The sequence below is a fragment of the Flavobacterium zubiriense genome (genome assembly GCF_041729725.1).
GTDB classification, from domain to species: domain Bacteria; phylum Bacteroidota; class Bacteroidia; order Flavobacteriales; family Flavobacteriaceae; genus Flavobacterium; species Flavobacterium zubiriense.
In genome coordinates this window covers 187206-209306 of the sequence record NZ_JBCFQL010000005.1, presented here as the reverse complement: position 1 = coordinate 209306, position 22101 = coordinate 187206, and the positions used below count along the sequence as shown (strand labels likewise).

The following is a 22101-nucleotide window of genomic DNA, read 5'->3' as shown; positions in this document are numbered from 1 at the left end:
ATTGGGACTTTCTTATTTTTAAACCCTTTCTTCAAAATTAATCATCTTTACGATAATTTTAAATAGTTCCGGATGCTGCTTTTTAAAAATAGCTGGCGTCTCAAAAAAATGCTCAAGGATTACAGCTAAAAATTCGAATTGGTTTTGATAAGCATATAACCTGAAATAGCCCTTAGAACGTAGTTCATTATTCAGAAATTCATCTTTATAATATCGCATACTTTTATTAAACTCATCATAAAAGATAACTGCACTAGGGTCATTACTCTTCAAACAATGAAAATGCAGTGCATGAGCAAATTCATGCAATCCTAAATTAATATTATCATTGGAAATCTCATTCCCTAAAATATAATCTTCCCATGAAAAAACAACTGATTTCATTCCAAGATTAAATTCTCCTTTATGATACGCATCATTTGAAGACGAATAATAACTGGACGGATAAACAACTATTCTTGAAAATAATTCAATCAAATATTTCCTTAATCCAAAAGTTAACATAACATACGTTCCAGCAATAAGTATTTTCATGAATTCGGTAATTTCTATATCCTTACCCTCAAACTCATATTTACTTATAAATTCTTTTACTCTATGTTCAAAATACCTTTTCTTTTTTAAATTAAGCCGATTGTAAAAAGGGAAATGATTTTTTAAAATCACTTTTTGCTCATCATTCAACTTTTTCAACAAAGGATAAATATGCAAAAACAACGGTTTTTTAAAGATTAAAACATAAGTTGGTTCAATAATCCTAAATACAATCAACAGAAGAGCAAGTATTCCAAAAACAAGAAGCACAAAAAGATGAAATAATATATTGAACTCCATTAAATTGATTTTATAATTGGACACAATTTAAAATAAAAAGCCTCAAAAACAACCAATCTCACTTGATTATTTTTGAGGCTATTTATTTTGTGACCGAGACAGGGTTCGAACCTGCAACCCTCAGAGTCGAAATCTGATATTCTATCCAGTTGAACTACTCAGTCATTTGATTGTTGATTTTAGATTAACGATTGCTGATTTTAGATTTAAAAATCACTCAACCAATATCTCAAACTAACAATCTATTTTATTAAACTAATAATTTTTTTACGATTGTTGAAATAGTTTTTCCTTCAGCAGTCCCTCCTAGTTGAGCCGAAGCTAATCCCATTACTTTTCCCATAGATGCAATTCCAGATGCTCCTGTTTCGGCAATGATTTTTGCAATTATAGCTTCAATTTCTTCTTCACTTAATTGAGCTGGTAAGAATTTCTCAATTACTGCAACTTGAGCTAATTCTGGCTCTACTAAATCAGGACGGTTTTGTTCTGCAAAAATCCTAGCACTTTCTTTACGAGTTTTCACCAAACGTTGTAACAATTTAACCTCTTCATCTTCTGAAATTTCTTCTTTAGAACCTGATGCAGTTTGTGCTAAAAGTAATTCTGATTTTATGGCTCTTAAAGCTTCTAATGCAACGGTATCTTTGGCTTTCATGGCTGTTTTCATTTCATCCATGATTTGTGTTGATAAACTCATTTGTATTTTTTTATTAAAAAGCAATAACTGCTTTGTTTGATGTTGTTTTGAATAAATCGAATTTGATAAGATAGAAATACTTTTTAAAAGCATTTCCTTTGACTTAAACCCCATGCGAAGGTAAAAAAAATAACCCGAAAATTAAATGCAATTTTCGGGTTATTCTCTAAAAAGTTAAGTTCACTAATCTACATTATCATGCAAATAAGAATTATTAGAACGCAATTGTAAATCGTTATTACTATCTGTTCCCACTGAAATTCTTGAGTTAGCATTGTTAGTTTGATTGTTAGAAATATCGATGCCTAATCTTTTGTAAGCAGGTTCTTTTTCGTACTCATCAATTTTAGAAACGTTGTTATGAAACTTATAATTAAATTCTTTTAATTTTTTTCTTCTTTCATCGGCTCTTAAACGCAAAGTTTCTTCAATTGTCATCTCAATAGGAGAAATATCTTCGGCATTTGAAAAATTTTCTGGAGCCATTTCTACTTTTTTCATTGTAATGTTTAACTCCTCTGGAATTACTTCTTCTGCCACTTTTGAAACTGGTTTAGAAGCTAATAATTCATTTTCTGCATCCATATATTCTTCAAGAGAATACTTGATAACTCCTTTGTCGGATAATTCAGTAACTGGCACAAATTGAACCGCTTGATTTACTTTTATCTCTTTAGTTTCATTTGTTAATTCGAAAAATACTTTTTCTTCTTTTTCCTGAACTGGTTCTGCTTTAAACAAAGGCATATCAAAAGAAATAGAAGTTTGTTCTTGTTTTTCGAATGCTTTTGGTTGTTCAATAATTAGTTGTTGTTTTACTTCTTCTACTTTTGGTGTAGAAAAAGTAAATTCTTCTTCTTTAATTGGTGAAACTATTTCGAAAGTAACATCTATATTTTTAATAAATTCAGACATTGCCATCAATTGTTCGTTTCCCTCAACTGGAACGATTGGAGTTGGAGCAAAAGCAACCACTTCATCTTCATCTATTAAATCAAATACTACTCTATCTTCGGTTTTATTTACTGGTTTGTCAATATTTAAATCAAAACCTGCAACTGTATTATTACTTAAATTATGAACACTTCTTTGCTCATCTTCCAGCGTGTGTATGATTTTTTTTGGTTCTGTATTTACAATTCCGTTTTGTTGTTCAATATCAAATCCAGTTGCAATGATTGTTACAGCAACTGCATCACCTAATGTATCATCTTCACCAACTCCCATGATGATATTAGCGTTATAACCCGCTTCACTTTGAATGTGGTCATTAATTTCACCAATTTCATCTAAGGTAATTTCGTTAGACCCAGAAACGATGAGCAACAATACGTTTTTGGCCCCTGTAATTTTATTATCATTTAATAACGGAGAATCTAAAGCCGCAATTATAGCTTCTTTAGCTCTGTTTTCACCTGAAGCTACAGATGAACCCATGATAGCTGTTCCGCTATTTGCTAATACGGTTTTAGCATCACGTAAATCGATATTTTGAGTATAGTGATGTGTAATTACTTCGGCAATTCCTCTAGAGGCTGTTGCCAAAACTTCGTCTGCTTTTGAGAATCCTGCTTTAAAACCAAGATTTCCATATACTTCTCTTAATTTGTTATTATTGATAACAATTAAAGAATCTACTTGTTTACGCAATTTTTCAATTCCAATAAGCGCTTGTTCCTGACGCACTTTTCCTTCGAAAGTAAACGGTAAGGTTACAATACCTACAGTAAGAATTTCTCTTTCTTTAGCCAGTTGAGCAATTACAGGGGCTGCACCAGTTCCGGTACCACCACCCATTCCAGCTGTAATAAAAACCATTTTAGTTCCACGATCTAACATCTTTTCGATATCGGCAATGCTTTCTATAGCTGATTGTTGTCCCACATCTGGATTTGCTCCAGCACCAAGACCTTCTGTTAGATTAACTCCTAATTGAATTTTATTAGGAACTGAACTATTTTGTAATGCTTGTGAATCCGTGTTACAAACAATAAAATCAACTCCTTTGATTCCTTGCTTGAACATGTGATTAATTGCATTACTTCCGCCTCCACCTACACCTATTACTTTTATAACATTGGATTGATTTTTGGGTAAATCAAATGAAATGCTTCCAAATTCTGAGTTGCTCGTCATATTATTTGGTATTTGATATTAATTTATTATGTCTTTAATCGTTTTATCTTACTACTCTGCGTTATCTAAAAAATCTTTAATCTTATCAACATACCGATCAAAAAAGGAACGTTTAATTTTTTCTCCTGTTGATTCTTCTTTTTTAGAATAACTTTGTGTTTCTAACTGTTCTACTTCATGCTCATATCGTTCTACAGTTTCAACAACTGGTTCGCGATAATAAACCGCTCTTTGGGCAACAACCTCTTCTTTTCTAATAGCACTTTGTGTATTATTACAAATGCTATTCATTACTAATCCCACTGCTGTTGCATATAAAGGACTAGAAAATTCTTCATCTGAATTTCCTGCTAAATGCTCATTAGGATATCCTATTCTGGTATCCATTCCTGTGATGTATTCTACTAATTGTTTGATGTGTTTCAATTGAGCTCCACCTCCAGTAAGTACAATTCCAGCAATTAATTTTTTTCTTGGATCTTCGTGACCATACGCTTTTACTTCTGTAAAAACCTGCTCGATTATTTCTACTACACGAGCATGAATAATTTTTGATAGGTTTTTTAACGAAATCTCCTTTGGTTCTCTTCCTCTTAATCCTGGAATAGATACAATCTCGTTGTCTTTATTTTCTCCTGGCCAAGCTGAACCAAATTTTACTTTCAACAATTCCGCCTGTTTTTCTATAATAGAACAGCCTTCTTTGATATCATCAGTAATTACATTTCCTCCAAAAGGAATTACTGCCGTATGACGAATAATTCCATCTTTAAAAATAGCCAAATCAGTTGTTCCACCACCAATGTCAATTAGTGCTACTCCTGCTTCTTTTTCTTCTTGACTCAAAACTGCATCAGACGAAGCTAATGGCTCTAAAGTCAAACCTGATAATTCGATACCAGAACTTTGAATACAACGTCCTACATTACGTATAGACGATGCCTGACCAACAACAACGTGAAAACTAGATTCTAGTCGTCCACCATACATTCCGATTGGTTCTTTTATTTCCGATTGTCCATCTATTTTAAATTCCTGAGGTAAAACATGAATAATTTCCTCACCCGGTAACATGGCCAATTTATTTACCTGATCAATCAATAATTGAATGTCATTTCCACCGATTACTTCTTCTGGATTACTTCTACTAATGTAATCAGTATGTTGAATACTACGAATGTGCTGACCTGCAATCCCTACAACAACATCTTTAATTTTATAACCTGAATTTGTTTCTGCTTCATTAATTGCTTGCTGAATAGACTGAATGGTTTGTGTAATATTATTAACCACACCTCTAGCCACACCTAGACTTTTGGATTTTCCAACTCCCAAAATCTCTAACTTACCATACTCATTTTTCTTGCCTATCATGGCAACGATTTTGGTTGTCCCTATATCTAGACCTACTGCAATATTCTCTTTTTCCATTTCCTATTATTTAGTGCAAACTACTTGTTTTGTAAACCTGAGGTCAATCTTCTTATATTTATACAATGTACTATCTAAAACTGCTTTTTGAAAAAAAGCTTTATAGTTCTTAAATTTTGTTTCAAAATCCATCATACTGCCAAACTCAATTTGGTAATGGTAATTTCTATTGAACATTTTTAAGCTAGCATTGGGCATAACCTGAATTGCAATGATGTTTTTTTTCAAAAAATCATCTTCATGAATTACCCGAAACAATTGTGCTAATTTTTCTGCATTTTGAGTATTTACATTACCCGAAACGAGAGGAACTCTAGCTGTAAAATTATCCGATAACGGCATCTTACCTCCCTTATAATCAATATAAAAAGAATCAAAATCATCAACCACTCTGGCTACAGGAGTTTTTTGCTTCACCACCGCTTTTAGAACACCATCAATACTTACAAAAACATCCGATTTATCAATCATCGCATTTGAATTGAGTTTTCTTTCCAGCTTATTCAAATCTAATTTATCTTTTTCAATACCTAAGGGGTTACTCTTATTTTCTATTAACAATTTATTAACCGTTTCCGATTTAATAAAAAGATTGTTTTCTCCTACAAAAACAACATCAATTTTACTTATTTTACGTTTTTCATTTCGCTTTGAAGTGAATGAAAAAAGAAAAACCATTAGCCCTAGCATTAGGATTAGTCTGATGTTTGTCCAATTAAATATTTTTTTCATCTAAAGCTATTTTAATTGCTCCTACCATTTCACCTATATCGCCCGCACCAATTGTTACTACAACTGGAGCGTCACTTTTCAACATTGTTGCTATTAAATCTTCTTTCGAAACTATTTTTTTATTCTCGTTATCCATTTTAGACAACAACCATTCCGAAGTTACTCCTTCCATAGGTAATTCTCTAGCTGGATAAATATCCATCAACAACACTTCATCAAATTGCGAAAGACTTTTTGCAAAATCTTCTGCAAAATCTTTTGTTCTACTAAACAAATGCGGTTGAAAAATAGCCAATACTTTTTTATTTGGATACAATTCCCTCACCGCTTGATGCACTGCATTTATTTCAGTAGGATGATGAGCGTAATCATCAATATAAACAAAATTTTCAGTTCTAATTTGGTATGAAAAACGTCTTCTTATTCCTTTGAATGAAGCCAAGGCTTTTGCAATCGCATCGGTTGGGGTACCGAAATTTACAGCCATCGCAAGAGCCATTAAAGCATTCATCAAATTATGTCTTCCTGGTAAACCAAAACGGAAATCTTTTAAAATAGCATTAGGTGTTTGTACATCAAAAACATAACTACCATTTTCTATTCTGATATTAAAAGCATTATATACAGCTTCTTCATTAACTCCTACTGAAACTCCCGAAAGAGGCAAATCAGTAGTAATAAACAGCCTTCTTTTATCTTCTACTTTATTAGCAAATTCAGTAAACGATTCTTTAATAGCATCACTAGTACCATAAATATCCAAATGATCGGCATCCATAGAAGTCACACAAGCAATATCCGGATGCAAATGCAAAAACGAACGATCAAATTCATCTGCTTCAACAACCGTAACGGTTTTTCCACTTCCTATTAAATTCGAATTGTAATTCTCTACAATTCCACCAATAAAAGCCGTAACATCAGCACCACTTTCATGTAAAATATGTCCTAAAATACTAGATGTAGTCGTTTTCCCGTGTGTTCCTGCCACTGCAAAACAGAAAGTATCCTTGGTAATTATTCCTAAAACTTCTGCTCTTTTTTTGACCTGATAATCACGCTCTAAAAAGAAATTCCATTCGGCATGTGTTTTTGGAACTGCAGGCGTAATAATAACTAAGGTATTTTCGATAAAATAATCTTTGGGAATTAAACTAATATCATCATCAAAATGAATATCAATTCCACTTTCAATTAACTCATTCGTTAAAATTGTTGGTGTTTTATCATAACCAGAAACTTGTTTTCCAATATACTTAAAATAGCGCGCCAAAGCACTCATACCAATACCACCGATACCGATAAAATAGACGTTATGTATTTGGTTTAAGTTCATAATTATTAAATGTATTTCTGATTATTTATTTCTAATTAATTTCACAATTTCGTCAGCAATTTGCTTTGTTGCTTCAGGCAAAGCGAGTTCTTTTATATTTTCGCTCAACTGCTTTTGTTTTTCCGGATCTTTCAGCAAAGCTTCAAAAACCAAAATAAATTCAGATTCCAATTCGGATTCTTTAATTAAAAGTGCTCCTTTTTTATCGACAATAGCTTTAGCATTTTTTGTTTGATGATCTTCGGCCACATTAGGCGATGGAATAAAAATTACTGGTTTCCCCACAATACATAATTCCGATACCGAAGAAGCTCCTGCACGCGAAATAATAACATCAGCAGCAGCATAAACAAAATCCATTTTTTCAATAAAAGCTACTACCTGAACATTTTCTGAATTGTATTTTTTATACTCTTCAAAATACAATTTTCCACATTGCCAGATAATTTGAACATTTTGATCCTGAATATTTTTTAGTTCTTTTTCAATTAACTGATTTACTCTTCTGGCACCTAGACTTCCACCAAGAACCAAAAGCGTTTTTTTATTGGCATCCAAATTAAAATATGCTATTGCTTCTGCTCTTTTGCTTTCAATAGCAATTAAATCCTGACGAACAGGATTTCCTGTCAAAATCATTTTCCCTTTTGGAAAAAATCGTTCTAGATTTTCATAGGCCACACAAATAGTGTGTGCTTTTTTACTCAACAATTTATTAGTAATTCCTGGAAAAGAATTTTGCTCCTGAATTAGCGTTGGAATCCCAAGCGTATTGGCCATTTGCAACAAAGGACCACTTGCAAAACCTCCTGTACCGATAACGACATCGGGCTTGAATTGTTTGATTATCTTTCTCGATTTCTGTAAACTATCAAAGAGTTTAACCGGGAACAATAAATTTTGCAAAGTTAATTTTCTTTGCAAACCAACAATCCATAAACCTTTAATAGCATATCCTGCTTGCGGTACTTTTTGCATTTCCATCTTATCTTCAGCTCCCACAAAAAGAAATTCCGCATCCGGAAATCGCGATTTTAATTCATTGGCAATTGCAATTGCAGGATAGATATGTCCACCTGTTCCTCCGCCGCTTAATATGAATTTATACTGTTTCATTGCTATCAATCTATTTATTTAAAACGGCATTCATCGGATTAGCCATTTTATCTTCTATCGAATAAGACTCTTTTTGTTGTTCTTCTAATGCAATTTCAGCATCAATTAATCGTTGCAATGCTTCTTCTCTTTTCGCTGCATCTTTTTGTTCCTGTTCTATTTCTTCTTCTTTTTTGGTTACACCAATGATAATTCCCAATGCAATACAAGTCATCCAGATTGAAGTTCCTCCACTACTAATTAAAGGTAAGGTTTGTCCCGTAACAGGTAATAATTCTACAGCCACAGCCATATTAATCATAGCCTGAAAAATCATTGGAAAACCGAGTCCTATGACGACTAATTTCCCAAAAAGTGTATTGGCCTTATGCGAAGCTATTACGAATCTAAAAAGCAACAACAAATACAAAAACAACACTCCTAAACCTCCAATCAAACCATATTCTTCAACAATAATGGCATAAATAAAATCGGAAGAAGATTGTGGCAAAAAGTTTTTCTGAACGCTTTTCCCTGGTCCTAATCCATATATTTTACCTGATGCAATAGCAATTTTAGCTTTCTCTATTTGGTAATCGTCTTCATCTGGTTTATCTGTACTGAAATTTTCAATTCGGCTTTCCCAGGTTCTAACCCTACTAAAAAATTTAGCATCTGGAAACGCTTTGGAAACCAAAACAAAAAAGGTTAGAAATATAATTCCAGAACCTACAATAATTCCGATGTACTTCATGGGATATTTCCCAATGAAGACCAACATTAAAACCATAGAAAAAATTAATGCAGTAGTAGAAAAATTCGAAGGAAGAATAAATATCAAAGTGATAAAAACGGGCAACCAAAGTTCTCTCAACGATTCTAAGAAATCAATAGGTGCTGTTCTTGTTTTTGATAAATAACGTGCTACAAATACAAACAAAACCAAAGCCGCAAAAGCTGATGGCTGAAATGAAATCCCCACAAACGGAATTTGGAGCCACCTACTAGCATTAGCTCCGCCAATTACCGTTCCTTTTATCATGGTAATGGCTAGAACTACCCAAACTATAGGCAACAACCATTTAGATATAGAACGGAAATAATGATACGGTATTTTATGAATGTAATAAATAATGGCAAAACCACAGCCAATATGCGCCAAATGTTTCAACAAATACCCTAAAGTATTTCCCGTTCCATGACCCAAATAAGCCAAATTACTACTGGCACTAAAAACAGGCATAAAGGAAAACAAGGCTAATAAGGCCACGAATGACCAAATCCCTTTATCTCCTTTTAATCTGCTAATTAGTTGTTTCATCGTTTTTAAGTTATGTGTTGTCAGTTATAAGTTATGGGGTTGGGTTATTAGAAAAAACTTTCAATAAATGGAGGACTTCTAACTCCTAACCTCTAACTCCTAACTTTTTTTACAAATTATGTACTGCATCTTTAAACTGACGACCTCTGTCTTCATAGTTTTCAAACAAATCAAAACTAGCACAAGCTGGCGACAACAAAACCGTATCTCCTTTTTCAGTTAAACGTTGTGCCATAATAACGGCTTCACGCATATTTTGTACTTCAATCATCATATCAACTACATTTCCAAAAGCATCGATAATTTTTTTATTATCTACTCCAAGGCAAATAATAGCTTTTACTTTCTCACGAACTAAAGCCATCAATTCATTGTAATCATTTCCTTTATCAACACCACCCACAATCCAGACTGTTGGCGTATTCATGCTATCTAAAGCAAAAAAAGTAGCATTTACATTTGTTGCTTTCGAATCATTGATGTATTGTACATTTTGGATTTTCAATACTTTCTCAAGACGGTGTTCAACACCTTGAAAATTAGATAGACTTTCGCGAATTGTTGCTTTTCTAATTTGCATCAATTTAGCTACAGAAGTTGCTGCCATTGCATTTTTTAAATTATGTTTTCCTTCCAAGGCAATTGATTCTGTTTCCATTTTAAATTCCTCTTGATTGATTGTTGCTTCCATTGTATTGTTTTTTATAAAGGCTCCTTCTTCAAATGTTTTTGTCAGTGAGAAAGGAATTAATTTTGCTCTTGTTTTGTTCTTTTGTAACCATTCTGAAATCGCTTCATCATCTGCATCATAAATGAGATAATCCTCTTCAGTTTGATTCATGGTAATTCTAAATTTCGAAGCGATATAATTCTCATATTTATAATCGTATCGGTCTAAATGATCTGGACTAATATTCGTTATAATAGCTATGTGCGGCTTATAATTTATGATTCCGTCCAACTGAAAACTACTCAGCTCTAACACATAACTATCGTACTTGTCTTCGGCAACTTGTTCTGCAAAACTTTTTCCGATATTCCCTGCCAAGCCTACATTCAACCCCGCTGATTTTAGCAAATGATAGGTTAACATTGTTGTGGTTGTCTTTCCGTTACTTCCTGTTATTCCTATCGTAATGGCTTTAGTAAAAGGAGCTGCAAATTCTATTTCAGAAATTACTGGAATTCCCTTTTCGACTAATTTTTTTACTATGGGTACTTTCTCTGGAATCCCAGGGCTTTTCATCACCACATCAGCATTTAAGATAAGAGATTCTGTATGTTTTTCATCCTCCCAATCGATACCATTTTTTATAAGAACTTCTTTGTAACTTTCTTTTATTTTTCCAAAATCAGATACAAAAACATCGTATCCTTTTTCCTTTCCCAGAATGGCTGTCCCTACTCCGCTTTCGCCTCCACCTAATACTACTAATCTCTTCATTTAATTAAAAATTACGAATTAAAAATCATGAATTACATTACGCACATTCACTTACTGATTCATAAATTTATTTTTTATTGTTATCTGAATTTTTGCTAATATTTTACAAATTTCTTCCGCTTCGTTAAAAATACTTTCAAATTCATTTTTTGAAATATATTCAGTCTCTTTAAGTAGTTTTAACCAATAAATTGTCTCTCTTGCTTCTTTATATGATATACTCAACTTAGATAAAAAATCTTTTTCAGATTGACCTCCAATGGATTCCTCAATATTAGCTCCTATCGATGTACCTGACCTTAATAATTGTTTACTTAATACAAATTCCTTCTTTTCAGAAACCAAATATTTATATAAATTAACAATCCTTACTGCGAATAAAAATGATTTCTGTTGAATTATATTCTCCTTCATTTGTGATCTATTTTTAATTCGTAATTCGCAATTTTTAATTACACTATCTATCTTAATTTTAAGGTAACAATGGAAAGTATAGCTAACATGATGGCCACAATCCAAAATCGGGTAACAATCTTACTTTCGTGGTAGCCTTTCTTTTGATAATGATGATGCAACGGCGACATCAGAAAAATTCTTCGGCCTTCGCCAAAACGTTTCTTGGTATATTTAAAATAAGCCACTTGCAAAACGACTGAGAAATTTTCGACCAGGAAAATTCCGCATAATAAAGGAATCAATAATTCTTTTCGAACAGCTATTGCTAAAACTGCGATAATTCCTCCAATAGTTAAACTTCCAGTATCTCCCATAAAAACTGATGCGGGATATGAATTATACCATAAAAACCCAATGAGAGATCCCACAAATGCGGCAATAAAAACCGTCATTTCTCCCGAATTAGGGATATACATAATATTGAGATAATTAGAGAAAATAATATTTCCAGAAACGAAAGTAAAAATCGCTAATGCCAGTACTGAAATAGCTGAAGTTCCCGCGGCGAGTCCGTCAATTCCATCGGTTAAATTAGCTCCATTTGAAACTGCTGTAATAATGAAAATTACTACCGGAATAAAGATGATCCAAGCCCATTTTTCATAGCCGTCTCCCATAAACGAAAGTATTTCAGCATAATCAAACTCATTATTTTTGAAAAAAGGAATTGTAGTTGCTGTGGATTTTTCTTCAACAGCAGCTGGAGTGATAACAGTTTCGGTGGTTTGTTTAAAAATATTTATTTTTCCTGTATCGGTTCGAACCGTAACCTGCGGATTAAAATACAATACGCTTCCCACAATTAATCCTAATCCTACCTGACCAAACACTTTAAAGATTCCTTTAAGACCTTGTTTGTCTTTTTTAAATATTTTGATATAATCATCCACAAAACCAATAGTTCCCATCCATAAAGTAGTTACAATTAGTAAAACGATATAAATATTTTGCAATTTGGCAAACAGAAAAACAGGAATTAAAGTAGCAAAAATAATAATCAAACCTCCCATAGTAGGCGTACCTGCTTTTTCATTTTGACCAGCTAATCCAAGTTCACGGACCGTTTCGCCAACTTGCTGCCTTTGTAAAAAATGAATTACTCTTTTTCCGTAAATTGTAGATAACAACAATGAGAGAATAAAAGCCAATGCCGATCTAAAAGTGATGTATTGAAATACTCCCGTTCCAGAAAGATTCAATGTTTTGTTGAAATAATCAAATAAATAATACAGCATATTTTTACTATTTATGAAGTTGGTCTAAAATTTCTTTTACAATTTTCATATCATCAAAAACAGTACGAATACCTTTGATTTCCTGATACGTTTCATGTCCTTTTCCTGCAATTAAAATAATATCGTTGGGCTGAGCCAATTGACAAGCAATTTTTATAGCTTGCTTTCTATCAGTAACAGCAAAAACTTTTTTGTGATTGTGCGGCAACACTCCTGCTTCCATTTCGCTAATAATAACATCTGGATCTTCGTCTCTGGGATTATCTGATGTTAAAATGGTTTTGTTACTCAAATCAGATGCAATTCCACCCATAATTGGTCGCTTAGCCTTATCTCTATTTCCACCACAACCAACAATTGTGATTAATTGTTCGTTTTTAGTACGTACTTCATTGATGGTTTTTAATACATTTTCTAAAGCGTCCGGAGTATGTGCATAATCAACTATTGCAGTAATATTCGAATCCGAAACAATATATTGGAATCTTCCTGAAACACTTTCTAATTCGGATAATAAACGAAGCGTTTCTAAAGAATCCATACCCAGTTCGATAGCGGTTCCGTAAATAGCTAATAAATTGTAAGCATTAAAAACACCTATTAATTTCACCCAAACTTCATTGCCTTCAATTTTCAGTAATAAGCCTGACAACAAATTCTCTAAAATTTGCGCTTTATAATCCGCATAGGATTTTAGTGCATAAGTCCTTTTTTGAGCTATTGTATTTTGCAACATTACCGCTCCATTTTTATCATCAATGTTAGAAATAGCAAAAGCAGTTTTTGGCAAATTGTCAAAAAATGATTTTTTAACATCTCTGTATTCTGCAAAAGTGGGATGATAATCTAAATGATCGTGAGATAAATTAGTAAAAACGCCACCTCTAAAATGCAAGGCTTCGGTACGTTTTTGATGAATTCCATGCGAACTCACTTCCATAAAACAGTATTCTACGCCTGCATTAATCATCTCATTCAAAAAATGATTGATTGTAATAGAATCAGGTGTGGTATGAGTTGCCTTGTACTCTACATCATCAACCAAAATTTTTACAGTAGAAAGCAAGCCTACTTTGAATCCTGCTTTTTTAAATAATTGATATAATAAAGAAGCAATTGTCGTTTTTCCGTTAGTACCTGTTATTCCTATTAACTTTAATTTTTCAGAAGGATTTCCGAAATAATTAGCCGCCATAAAAGCAAGCGCTTTGTTAGTGTCGCTTACTTGAACATAAGTTATTTCACTAACAAATTGTTCTGGAAAAGTATCACAAATAATGGCTTTAGCACCTAAATCGATAGCTTTTTGAATATAATCATGTCCGTCTGAAATCGAACCACGAATGGCAATAAACACATCATTAGCTTCGATTTTTCTAGAATCGAAATCTAATTTACCGATAGCAATATCAGTCGAACCATGAACGGCTTCGATTGCTACTCTATATAATATGTCTTTTAATAATTTATTCATTTTTTTTATTTTTCCGCTCTCGTGTGGAGAGGTTGGGTGAGCTACAACAATTCTAATGTTATAGTGGTGTTTTTTATAATATTTTGACCCGCCTGTAGCGATTGATTTTTTACTTTTCCAATACCTTTTATTCTAACATTCATTCCTAAGTTTTCCAATAAAGCAATGGCATCCATCCCTGGCATTCCCTTAACATTAGGAATCAATTGTTGCGATTTTTGAAGCTTTACAAAATATTCGTTGTAACTTTTCTCTTGCTTTGGAATCTTTTTATCTAGTTTTTTGATTTCGTTTGTCGAAGGAACTTCGGTAAAAATCTTTTGTGCAATTCGTTTAAAAACTGGACCAGCAACATCGGCTCCGTAATAGTTGTTTTTTGCTGTATTAGGCTTATGCACTACTACAATACAAGAATATTTAGGATGATCAGCTGGAAAATAACCCACAAAAGAAGAAGCATAATACAAGCTTGAGCCATCGCTTTTTCCATAATTTACCTGAGCTGTTCCTGTTTTTCCTGCCATAGAAAAATCCTTAGAATATAATTTAGAACCTGTTCCTCTTTTAACCACATTTTTCAGAACCTCTTTCAATTTTAAAAGTGTTTCTTGTGAACAAATTCTAGGATTAATCACTTCAGGTTCCATTTTTTTGATGGTTTTGTTCCATTCTTTAATTTCGGAAACAAATTGTGGTTTTACCATGACACCATTATTTGCAACAGCATTGTAATACGCTAAGGTTTGCATTGGCGTAACCGAAACTCCATATCCAAAAGCCATCCATGGCAATGAGATATTAGACCAGTTTTTATCTGTAGGTTGCGGAATAAACGGTCGTCCTTCTCCTTTAAAATCCATATTCAATCGCTTGTTCAAACCATAGGAATTAACGCGATTAACAAACTTAGAAGGATTGTTTTTATAATTTTCATACACCGCTTGAACTAAAACCGTGTTTGATGACAATTCAAAACCTCTCGCTAAAGAAATTTTTCCATAACCTCCTTCATGTGAATCCCTAACCGCCTTACCTGAATATCTAATTATCCCTCCTTTTGTATCATAAACGGTACTGGTATCAGCTACTTTATCTTCTAGGATAGTCATTAAATCAACTAATTTAAAAGTAGAACCTGGCTCGTGAGATTCGGCTACTGCATAATTAGTAGTTTCATAATACGTACCATCGCTAGCTCTCCCTAAATTAGAAATTGCTTTAACTTGACCCGTATGCGTTTCCATTACTACCACACAACCATGATCGGCTTCGTAATCTTGCAATTGTTTCAACAGAGCGTGGTGGGCAATATCTTGAATGTAAACATCAATAGTCGAAATGACATCGTATCCATCCTGAGGATCCACTTCGTTTATATCTCGAATAGGCTTCCACTGTCCTTTAGCAATTTTTTGTTTTAGAATTCTACCATCCTTACCATTTAAATAATCTTTGTAAGCCCATTCGATTCCTTTTCCATCCGAATGTCCTTCTTGATATTTTCGTTCGTAACCAATAGTTCTCTCTGCAATTTTTCCAATAGGATGTTCGCGCACTGTTTTTTGATCTACAATAATTCCACCTTTGTAAGGACCTAATCCAAATAAAGGGAAACTCTTTATTTTCATATAATCAGTATAGCTCAAATCTCTGGCAACTAAAAAATATCGGTTATTATTCGCTCTTGCTTTTCTTAATTCGTTTTGATAATAGCCTGCTGATTTTTCTAAAATAGTCGCTAATGAATCGGCTAAAGCATTCACATTTTGCTCAAAAGCTTCTTTTTTTGGAGCCAAAGCATCAAAACGAATAATGTATTTTGGTATCGAAGTGGCAAGCAAACTTCCATCAGAAGAATAAATATTTCCTTTATTAGCAGGAATAACAAAGTTTCTAACCGTTCTTTCCTTAGCTAATTCTCTATAATAATCTCCTTCAACCCATTGAATATTGGTCAACTTAACAGCAATTGCAATTGCCATTAAAAAAATAGCAAATGCAACTAGATAAATTCGGTACGATATGTATTTATCATCTACTGCCATAATTTCTTTAGGAAACTTTTTTCTTCTACTTTTTTTACTTTTATCTTCACTGGAGGCACTGTTGATGGAAAAATTTCTTTTTCTAACATTTTTTCAGAAACCGTAGATTCCATTCGTAGTTTCATCAATTCCGAACGTCTGTCTACAAACTCCGAACGCATTTCTTTTACTTCTGAAGTTAATTCGGCTATTTTAAATACTTTTTGCTCGTAACGCTGTGTATTGGCAATCATAACGATTGCCAAAACAATCAAAAAAACAATAAAACGCCAATTCTTTATCGCATCATCATCGATTAAAAATCTTGCTTTTAATAAATTATAGACACTTGCTTTCATTTATTTCTCTCCCCCAACCCTCTCCAAAGTAGAGGAAAACTGGGCGTTAATTTGTTATCTTTATTTTTTTTCGGCAATTCTTAACTTGGCACTTCTTGCTCTATTATTGATCTTAATTTCTTCGTTATCCGGAACAATTAATTTTCCAATTGTTTTGAATGGAACTGAAAAATTTCCAAAAAAATCGCGTTCTGGTTCTCCTTCAAACATGCCGTTTTTCATAAATCTTTTTACCAAACGATCTTCCAGAGAATGATACGAAATCACACTTAATCTTCCTTGTGGATTCAAAATCTCTAATGATTGCTCTAAAAATTCTTTTAAAACATCCATTTCTTGATTTACCTCAATACGAATGGCTTGATAGATTTGGGCTAAAATTTTATTTCGAACGCGTTCTGGTAAATATTTCGCCAACACATCTTTCAGTTCATCGGTAGTTTTTATTGGTCGATTTTCTCTGGCTTCTATAATTGTTCTTGATAAAGCTGGTGCATTTTTCAACTCACCATAATCATAGAAAACTCTTCTCAAATTAGCGTCATCGTATTCATTAACTACCTTATAAGCATTCAAATCGTTTTTCTGACTCATTCTCATATCCAATTCGGCATCAAATCGAGTTGAAAAACCTCTTTCCGGCACATCAAACTGATGAGAAGAAACTCCTAAATCGCCTAAAATCCCATCAACATTTCTTGCGCCGTAAAATCGCAAGAATCGTTTTATATGTCTAAAATTCTCATTAATCAATACAAATCGCTCATCAGGAAGCGCATTTGCTAAAGCATCTTCATCTTGATCAAAAGCGAATAATTTTCCATTTGGACCTAATCGTCTTAAAATTTCTTTCGAATGACCACCACCACCAAAAGTCACATCTACATACACTCCATCAGGCTTAATATTTAAACCATCTACTGTTTCTTTAAGCAAAACTGGATTATGATACTCCATTGTTCTCGTCATTTATATTACCCATTACCTCTTCGGCCAAATCTGCAAAATCAACTCCATCATCTATTGACTGCTCATACAAATCTTTATCCCAGATTTCCACAATATTCACCGCAGACGAAAAAACAACATCTTTAGCAATACTGGCAAAATTCACCAAATCCTTAGGCACTAATAAACGCCCCAAAGCATCAATCTCAACTACCTTAACACCAGCAGTAAACTTGCGAATAAAGTCATTGTTCTTCTTTACAAATCGATTGAGTTTGTTGATTTTTTGCATCATCAAATTCCACTCTTCCATTGGATACAACTCTAAACAAGGCTGAAACAAAGAACGCTTCAAGACAAAACCGTCTTGAAGAGAGGCCGCCAATTGCTTCTTTAAAGGAGCAGGCAACAAAACCCTTCCTTTAGCATCGACTTTACACTCATATGTTCCTACAATTGTATTCAAAAGAATCGCTTTAATGATATAGAGCAAAAATATAAAAAATTTCACCACCTTTTACCACTTTCTACCACTTTGTTGATAAGTTTACCCACTTCTACCACAAAACCCTTAATTTTTAGACTATCAGAACATTAGCTATTTCACTTTTCTAGTAGACAACACAATTCAATTCAAAAAAGCAAGTGGCTGCTACAAGCTTTTATCAGGCATAAAACAGAACTTAATTTTCTAAAAAAGCATTAAAAATTCGAAACCATAACCAAACCCGTTATTTACAAGCACAAGTAAATTCTATAATATTTTCCTCAAAAAAAGTATTCAGAAACTCATTTTAACTGATTATATCCTATATTTGTCGAAATTGAAATTCGCATTCAAAAGCATGGAAAAAAACTATAAAAAAGAAGGAAGATATAGCTATTACGAGGCAGGAGAAGGAACCCCTATTGTCATTTTACATGGATTAATGGGAGGCTTAAGCAACTTTGATGGCGTAGCTCGTTACTTCTCTGACAAAGGATACAAAATTATTATACCCGATTTACCCATATATACACAAAGCTTACTAAAAACTAACGTAAAAGCATTCGCTAAATACGTAAAAGACTTTATCACTTTCAAAGGTTTTGAAAGAGTTATTCTTTTAGGTAATTCACTAGGAGGACACATTGCATTGTATCATACTAAAATGTATCCTGAAAAAGTAGCAGGACTTGTAATAACAGGAAGCTCAGGACTTTACGAAAGCGCCATGGGCGACAGCTACCCTAAAAGAGGAGACTACGAATACATTAAGAAAAAAGCTGAAGACGTATTTTACGACCCAAAAATTGCTACTCCAGAATTGATTGACGAAGTATATGCAACGGTAAATGACCGTATCAAATTAATCAAAACGTTAACCATTGCTAAAAGTGCCATTCGTCATAATATGGCCAAAGATTTACCAAAAATGCACGTTCAAACTTGCATTATATGGGGAAAAAATGATAAAGTTACCCCTCCGGAAGTAGCAACAGAATTCAATAAATTATTACCAAATTCTTCTTTGTACTGGATCGACCAGTGTGGCCATGCTGCCATGATGGAACGCCCAGATGAATTCAATAATCTACTAGAAGAATGGCTAACAAAAACTAATTTAAAAGTTCCTACACTATAATTTAGAGCTTTTTTACATCAAAAAATATGAAAATCAACACCGCCGAATTCGTAATTAGCAACTCAGACGTAAGCAAATGTCCTAAAGACTTTTTGCCCGAATATGCTTTTATAGGCAGGTCGAATGTAGGAAAGTCTTCATTAATAAACATGTTGACTAACCAAAAAAAATTAGCCAAAACATCTGGAAGACCAGGAAAAACACAATTGATTAATCATTTTTTAATAAATAACAATTGGTTTTTAGTCGATTTGCCGGGATATGGTTACGCTAAAGTTTCAAAAAAAACAAAATCAGTTTTCCAACAATTCATTACCGATTATTTTGAAAAAAGAGAACAACTAGCTTGCGCTTTTGTACTGATTGATATTCGTCATGACGCACAAGCCATCGATATTGAATTTATGAGCTATATGGGCGAAAGCGAAATTCCTTTTTGCATTATTTTTACCAAAGCTGACAAAATCAGTAGAGTAAAAATCGACGCGCACGTTGCTGCCTACAAAAAACAAATGTTTGCTAACCATTGGGCCGAAATGCCACCTTATTTCGTAACCTCGTCAACTGAAGGAACAGGAAAAGAAGATTTATTAAGCTATATTGACGAAGTAAATCAAGAAATCTTCAAGAACAACAGCGGATTTTAGATAAAAACACCCAATATAAAAAATCCCAAATTCCAAGTTTAACAATTGGAATTTGGGATTTTTGTATTGGATTTTTCAAAACTTATTTAGTCAACTCTAATTTTTCTGCAAAATACTCACAAAAATCTTTCATTGTAGCCGCCATTTTTTCATCGCCAGTAGCACGATGAAACGTATCAGACATTGCTACTAAAGTTTGGTGAAAGAAAATCTTCATTTCATCCACTGGCATATCCTTTGTCCACAAATCAATACGCATGCTTTCTTTCACTTTACTATCCCAAACAGACAACATTATCGCTTTTGATTCCTCTAATTCTATTCCGCCATCTTTTGCTGTCCAATACAATTTTTCCGGAATGCGGTTTTCATCTAATTCTACTAGAAAATTAATTTCTGATCTATTTTTATCTGACATTACTTTTTAGGTTTATATTTTGATTTTTCAAAGATTTCTTTAGCACTAGTGTGCATTAATTGCGGCAAAGATACTTCATTATTTTTCATATATGAGCGAACAATTTGCCAACCTATCCATGTTCCCACTCTACCCGGCGACTCATTATCAATCTCTAAATAAAATTTAGAAAAAGGTGCTGGACTAATGAATCGTGGAATTAATTTAGGATCATCATTATACAACAATTGGTCTTCAATAAAATAACGCCACATGTAACTTTCATTTTCTTCACACCATTGCAATTGTTGTGGCGTATAGCCTATTTTGTCGGAATCTTTATAATCAGGCAAAAGCCTATCTTTACTATATAATTCTTTTCCAACATAAATCATCGCAGCTAAAAAACTTTTTTCTTTTGAAGGTGGAATTTGACTTTTAGCAAAACTTTCTACCACATCAGGTAAAAGTTGTTGGTCTTCAAAATTTTGTTTAATATAATTAGGAAACTGATAGAATTTATGTTCCTTACCCAAATACATTTCAAGGGAAATAATCAATAAACTATCTGCATAAATTACCTTATTATTATAATCCATTTCGGAAATAACAGTATACACTTTTGGCGTTTTTGTTTTTGGAAAATAATGCTGTATGTTCTGGAAAGTAGTTTCCAATTGGGCTTTATACGAATCAAAATTAGAAAACTTCTTTTGAACTTCGGTATACAATTCTCTCCATAGCGGATTTTGCATTTTCTCTAACCAAACAGCATCATCATTTCCAGCTGGAAAGAAAAAAGGAAACTCTTTTTTAACTTTTACTAAATCCTGAGGTTCTGTTTCGAAAAATATTTTATCAAAGCGAATCACTTCTAATACTACTGGAAATACCTCTGTAGAATTCTCCGTTTTATTTTTAGTATTGCATGACAAAAAAAAGAACGAGAGAACTAAGAAAATTACACAAGTTTTCATTTTATTTTTGTTAAATTTGCATCATTAAATTAGGATAACCAGTATGTTATCAAAATATCACGCAAAGATACGTTGCTGAAAGCTAAAATATGAACTATTATGTCTAAAAAAACTACGATAAATGTTGATCAAGTGAACAATCAGATTGTCAACTGGTTAAAGTCTTATGCCGAAACTGCAAAAGTCAACGGTTTTGTGGTAGGGATTTCTGGTGGTGTAGATTCAGCAGTAACCTCAACATTATGTGCACAAACTGGACTTCAAGTTTTGTGCGTAGAAATGCCCATTCATCAACATGCGAGCCACGTTAGTCGGGCTCAAGAACATATAGAGCAACTCAAAAAACGATTTGACAATGTAAGCAGCGTGCATACTGATTTGACTCCTGTATTTGAAACTTTTAAAAGTCAAGTACCTACTGATTTTGAAGAAAACAAAGTAAATTTAACCTTAGCTAATACTCGCGCCAGATTAAGAATGACTACTTTATACTATTACGCGGGAATTCACGGGCTTTTAGTTGCAGGCACAGGTAACAAAGTAGAAGATTTTGGCGTTGGTTTTTTTACTAAATATGGAGATGGTGGAGTGGATGTGAGTCCGATTGCTGATTTAATGAAATCGGATGTTTTTGTATTAGCCAAATATTTACAAGTTCCGCATTCCATTTTAGTAGCACAACCTTCAGATGGTTTATTTGGAGATGAAAAAACAGACGAGCAACAATTAGGTGCCTCTTATGACGAATTAGAATGGGCAATGATTGAGGATCAACACAATAACCACACAACGAATTACACGGAAAGAGAAAAAAAGGTGTTTGAGATTTACAAAAAACTCAACAAAATCAATCAACACAAGATGAATCCAATACCCGTTTGTGTTATTAAACGGGTTTAATACGATTTTATCCATAATAAATAGCACAAT

The 22101-nt window shown here is 33.2% G+C and carries 21 protein-coding genes and 1 tRNA gene; 3 read left to right on the top strand and 19 right to left on the bottom strand.

Annotated elements, in window-relative coordinates; all coding sequences use genetic code 11:
• Window positions 1-18: 18 nt before the first annotated feature.
• From AAGV28_RS06380 to mraZ, 17 genes are all read right to left on the bottom strand, one after another.
• A complete protein-coding gene (locus tag AAGV28_RS06380; RefSeq protein WP_373405989.1) occupies window positions 19-834 on the bottom strand; it encodes a zinc-dependent peptidase in 816 nt (271 codons plus the stop codon).
• A 90-nt stretch (window positions 835-924) separates the two neighbouring features.
• A tRNA-Arg gene (locus AAGV28_RS06375) sits at window positions 925-998 on the bottom strand.
• Window positions 999-1084: 86 nt separating this feature from the next.
• Entirely contained in the window at window positions 1085-1534 is a 450-nt protein-coding gene (locus AAGV28_RS06370) for a GatB/YqeY domain-containing protein (RefSeq protein WP_373405988.1), read from the bottom strand.
• 183 nt (window positions 1535-1717) lie between these two features.
• The gene (gene ftsZ / locus AAGV28_RS06365; RefSeq protein WP_373405987.1) at window positions 1718-3670 is read right to left on the bottom strand and encodes a cell division protein FtsZ; all 1953 of its coding nucleotides are present in this window, start codon (window positions 3668-3670) and stop codon (window positions 1718-1720) included.
• A gap of 51 nt (window positions 3671-3721) precedes the next feature.
• Complete coding sequence (gene ftsA, locus AAGV28_RS06360; protein WP_373405986.1) at window positions 3722-5101, bottom strand: cell division protein FtsA; 1380 nt, start codon at window positions 5099-5101, stop codon at window positions 3722-3724.
• Between the two features lie 6 nt (window positions 5102-5107).
• Entirely contained in the window at window positions 5108-5833 is a 726-nt protein-coding gene (locus AAGV28_RS06355; RefSeq protein ID WP_373405985.1) for a cell division protein FtsQ/DivIB, read from the bottom strand.
• Entirely contained in the window at window positions 5817-7169 is a 1353-nt protein-coding gene (murC, locus tag AAGV28_RS06350; RefSeq protein ID WP_373405984.1) for a UDP-N-acetylmuramate--L-alanine ligase, read from the bottom strand. The genes AAGV28_RS06355 and murC overlap by 17 nt, the downstream gene beginning before the upstream one ends.
• Before the next feature lie 21 nt (window positions 7170-7190).
• Window positions 7191-8285 carry an undecaprenyldiphospho-muramoylpentapeptide beta-N-acetylglucosaminyltransferase gene (gene murG, locus AAGV28_RS06345; protein ID WP_373405983.1) on the bottom strand — a complete coding sequence of 365 codons (1095 nt, stop codon included), beginning with the start codon at window positions 8283-8285 and terminating at the stop codon, window positions 7191-7193.
• 10 nt (window positions 8286-8295) lie between these two features.
• A complete protein-coding gene (locus AAGV28_RS06340) occupies window positions 8296-9585 on the bottom strand; it encodes an FtsW/RodA/SpoVE family cell cycle protein (protein ID WP_373405982.1) in 1290 nt (429 codons plus the stop codon).
• A gap of 109 nt (window positions 9586-9694) precedes the next feature.
• Window positions 9695-11029 carry a UDP-N-acetylmuramoyl-L-alanine--D-glutamate ligase gene (murD, locus tag AAGV28_RS06335; RefSeq protein ID WP_373405981.1) on the bottom strand — a complete coding sequence of 445 codons (1335 nt, stop codon included), beginning with the start codon at window positions 11027-11029 and terminating at the stop codon, window positions 9695-9697.
• A gap of 51 nt (window positions 11030-11080) precedes the next feature.
• Complete coding sequence (locus tag AAGV28_RS06330; protein ID WP_373405980.1) at window positions 11081-11443, bottom strand: four helix bundle protein; 363 nt, start codon at window positions 11441-11443, stop codon at window positions 11081-11083.
• Window positions 11444-11490: 47 nt separating this feature from the next.
• Window positions 11491-12720 (bottom strand): phospho-N-acetylmuramoyl-pentapeptide-transferase, encoded by a 1230-nt coding sequence (gene mraY / locus AAGV28_RS06325; protein WP_373405979.1) that lies wholly within the window; start codon window positions 12718-12720, stop codon window positions 11491-11493.
• Window positions 12721-12727: 7 nt separating this feature from the next.
• The gene (locus tag AAGV28_RS06320; protein WP_373405978.1) at window positions 12728-14194 is read right to left on the bottom strand and encodes a UDP-N-acetylmuramoyl-L-alanyl-D-glutamate--2,6-diaminopimelate ligase; all 1467 of its coding nucleotides are present in this window, start codon (window positions 14192-14194) and stop codon (window positions 12728-12730) included.
• Window positions 14195-14235: 41 nt separating this feature from the next.
• Window positions 14236-16239: a penicillin-binding protein gene (locus AAGV28_RS06315; RefSeq protein ID WP_373405977.1), complete on the bottom strand. Its 2004-nt coding sequence runs from the start codon at window positions 16237-16239 to the stop codon at window positions 14236-14238.
• Window positions 16230-16577 (bottom strand): FtsL-like putative cell division protein, encoded by a 348-nt coding sequence (locus tag AAGV28_RS06310; RefSeq protein ID WP_373405976.1) that lies wholly within the window; start codon window positions 16575-16577, stop codon window positions 16230-16232. Before AAGV28_RS06310 ends, AAGV28_RS06315 begins: the two co-directional genes overlap by 10 nt.
• Window positions 16578-16637: 60 nt before the next feature.
• Entirely contained in the window at window positions 16638-17546 is a 909-nt protein-coding gene (gene rsmH, locus AAGV28_RS06305) for a 16S rRNA (cytosine(1402)-N(4))-methyltransferase RsmH (RefSeq protein ID WP_373405975.1), read from the bottom strand.
• Window positions 17521-17991 (bottom strand): division/cell wall cluster transcriptional repressor MraZ, encoded by a 471-nt coding sequence (gene mraZ / locus AAGV28_RS06300; protein WP_373405974.1) that lies wholly within the window; start codon window positions 17989-17991, stop codon window positions 17521-17523. The genes rsmH and mraZ overlap by 26 nt, the downstream gene beginning before the upstream one ends.
• A gap of 379 nt (window positions 17992-18370) precedes the next feature.
• On the opposite strand from mraZ, the gene AAGV28_RS06295 reads away from it, so the two are divergent.
• Entirely contained in the window at window positions 18371-19150 is a 780-nt protein-coding gene (locus tag AAGV28_RS06295; RefSeq protein ID WP_373405973.1) for an alpha/beta fold hydrolase, read from the top strand.
• Window positions 19151-19176: 26 nt separating this feature from the next.
• Entirely contained in the window at window positions 19177-19797 is a 621-nt protein-coding gene (gene yihA, locus AAGV28_RS06290) for a ribosome biogenesis GTP-binding protein YihA/YsxC (protein ID WP_161644289.1), read from the top strand.
• A gap of 82 nt (window positions 19798-19879) precedes the next feature.
• Here the strand turns inward: yihA and gldC are convergent, their stop codons facing one another.
• Window positions 19880-20215 carry a gliding motility protein GldC gene (gene gldC, locus AAGV28_RS06285; RefSeq protein WP_373405972.1) on the bottom strand — a complete coding sequence of 112 codons (336 nt, stop codon included), beginning with the start codon at window positions 20213-20215 and terminating at the stop codon, window positions 19880-19882.
• Window positions 20215-21171 carry a gliding motility lipoprotein GldB gene (gldB, locus tag AAGV28_RS06280; RefSeq protein WP_373405971.1) on the bottom strand — a complete coding sequence of 319 codons (957 nt, stop codon included), beginning with the start codon at window positions 21169-21171 and terminating at the stop codon, window positions 20215-20217. The genes gldC and gldB overlap by 1 nt, the downstream gene beginning before the upstream one ends.
• A gap of 99 nt (window positions 21172-21270) precedes the next feature.
• On the opposite strand from gldB, the gene nadE reads away from it, so the two are divergent.
• Complete coding sequence (gene nadE, locus AAGV28_RS06275; protein ID WP_373405970.1) at window positions 21271-22071, top strand: NAD(+) synthase; 801 nt, start codon at window positions 21271-21273, stop codon at window positions 22069-22071.
• Window positions 22072-22101: the final 30 nt, after the last annotated feature.

Bases quoted from the DNA above. Each gene is read 5' to 3' on its own strand.
- rsmH (WP_373405975.1), bottom strand. From the start codon at position 17,546: ATGACGAGAACAATGGAGTATCATAATCCAGTTTTGCTTAAAGAAACA.
- AAGV28_RS06310 (WP_373405976.1), bottom strand. From the start codon at position 16,577: ATGAAAGCAAGTGTCTATAATTTATTAAAAGCAAGATTTTTAATCGAT.
- AAGV28_RS06330 (WP_373405980.1), bottom strand. From the start codon at position 11,443: ATGAAGGAGAATATAATTCAACAGAAATCATTTTTATTCGCAGTAAGG.
- ftsA (WP_373405986.1), bottom strand. From the start codon at position 5,101: ATGGAAAAAGAGAATATTGCAGTAGGTCTAGATATAGGGACAACCAAA.
- AAGV28_RS06380 (WP_373405989.1), bottom strand. From the start codon at position 834: ATGGAGTTCAATATATTATTTCATCTTTTTGTGCTTCTTGTTTTTGGA.
- gldC (WP_373405972.1), bottom strand. From the start codon at position 20,215: ATGTCAGATAAAAATAGATCAGAAATTAATTTTCTAGTAGAATTAGAT.
- murC (WP_373405984.1), bottom strand. From the start codon at position 7,169: ATGAACTTAAACCAAATACATAACGTCTATTTTATCGGTATCGGTGGT.
- AAGV28_RS06370 (WP_373405988.1), bottom strand. From the start codon at position 1,534: ATGAGTTTATCAACACAAATCATGGATGAAATGAAAACAGCCATGAAA.
- AAGV28_RS06295 (WP_373405973.1), top strand. From the start codon at position 18,371: ATGGAAAAAAACTATAAAAAAGAAGGAAGATATAGCTATTACGAGGCA.
- AAGV28_RS06315 (WP_373405977.1), bottom strand. From the start codon at position 16,239: ATGGCAGTAGATGATAAATACATATCGTACCGAATTTATCTAGTTGCA.
- gldB (WP_373405971.1), bottom strand. From the start codon at position 21,171: ATGAAAACTTGTGTAATTTTCTTAGTTCTCTCGTTCTTTTTTTTGTCA.
- murG (WP_373405983.1), bottom strand. From the start codon at position 8,285: ATGAAACAGTATAAATTCATATTAAGCGGCGGAGGAACAGGTGGACAT.
- AAGV28_RS06355 (WP_373405985.1), bottom strand. From the start codon at position 5,833: ATGAAAAAAATATTTAATTGGACAAACATCAGACTAATCCTAATGCTA.
- yihA (WP_161644289.1), top strand. From the start codon at position 19,177: ATGAAAATCAACACCGCCGAATTCGTAATTAGCAACTCAGACGTAAGC.
- ftsZ (WP_373405987.1), bottom strand. From the start codon at position 3,670: ATGACGAGCAACTCAGAATTTGGAAGCATTTCATTTGATTTACCCAAA.
- nadE (WP_373405970.1), top strand. From the start codon at position 21,271: ATGTCTAAAAAAACTACGATAAATGTTGATCAAGTGAACAATCAGATT.
- mraY (WP_373405979.1), bottom strand. From the start codon at position 12,720: ATGCTGTATTATTTATTTGATTATTTCAACAAAACATTGAATCTTTCT.
- AAGV28_RS06320 (WP_373405978.1), bottom strand. From the start codon at position 14,194: ATGAATAAATTATTAAAAGACATATTATATAGAGTAGCAATCGAAGCC.
- AAGV28_RS06340 (WP_373405982.1), bottom strand. From the start codon at position 9,585: ATGAAACAACTAATTAGCAGATTAAAAGGAGATAAAGGGATTTGGTCA.
- murD (WP_373405981.1), bottom strand. From the start codon at position 11,029: ATGAAGAGATTAGTAGTATTAGGTGGAGGCGAAAGCGGAGTAGGGACA.